We start from the raw sequence: 943 nt of genomic DNA, 5'->3' as shown, positions 1-943 counted from the left end.
CCCAGACCACCTCATCCGCCGACTCCGACATGGCCTCCGTCAGATCCAATACCGCAGCGACATCATCGACGGATGCCTCGCCGCGACCGGCCTCACACCCACGACACCACGCCTACAACCTCAGTAATCGCTTTAAGTAGCTGGAGTTTCACTTATCGCGACCAACCCGGTACGGTACTTCCCTCGGCTTCGTGAAGCCGCAGGGTCCGTACGTTCCGCCCCGTGACCGCAACGTACGAGCATGGACCCGAAGGTGCTTCGCATCAACACGACATGTATGTGCATTTCCGCAACGTGCCTCTCAGTCGGGCCACCCGCGGATCACGGGACCGTGAAGGGCCCGGATCAAGGACGTTGCAATGAGCCTTTTCCAACCTCAGGTTGAGGCGTGGTGAAGGACGACGACGGCCTTCACGATGTCGGTGATCCGGTTGGTGCTGCAGCGGAGCTTCCGCAGAAGGCGCCAGCCCTTCAGGGTGGCCACGGCCTGTTCGCCGAGACAGCGGATCTTGGCGTGGGTGCTGTTGTGTCGCCCGCTTCCAGCGTTTGAGCCGACGGCCCCTGAACGGCACCCGGACGGGGCGCCCGGCGCCCTGGTAAGCCTTGTCCGCCCAGCACTTCACGTCGGCCTCGGCGAGCGCGTCGATGATGCCGTGGCGCCGGGCGGCGGTCAGGTCATGGGTCGATCCGGGCAATGCCGGCGAGGCCCACAGCAGTCGGCCGAACGGGTCGGTGAGGACCTGGATGTTCATGCCGTGGCGTTTGTGTTTCCCGGAGTAGTACGGGGTGTCGGCGGCGATCCGGTCGATCGGCAGGAGGGTGCCGTCCAGGATCACGAAGGCTTTCGCCCGTACGGTCTTCATCGCCTCGGTCAGGGTCGGCGCGGCGGCGGCCAGGACGTCGATCACCTCACGTATGTATCGGTACACGGTCGCGACGCCGA

The 943-nt window shown here is 64.9% G+C and carries 2 pseudogenes; one reads left to right on the top strand and one right to left on the bottom strand.

From position 1 onward, the window contains the following. A pseudogene (locus tag QMF80_RS37925) lies at positions 1 to 127 on the top strand (IS630 family transposase); the annotation flags it as partial. A gap of 249 nt (positions 128 to 376) precedes the next feature. Here QMF80_RS37925 and QMF80_RS37920 read toward each other — a convergent pair. Next, positions 377 to 943, bottom strand: a pseudogene (locus QMF80_RS37920) (transposase family protein); the annotation flags it as partial.

This window comes from Streptomyces sp. G-G2 (assembly GCF_030063135.1).
Classification (GTDB): Bacteria; Actinomycetota; Actinomycetes; order Streptomycetales; family Streptomycetaceae; genus Streptomyces.
Note: the sequence above shows the minus strand (reverse complement) of the source record. Positions and strands in the feature narration are given on the sequence as shown.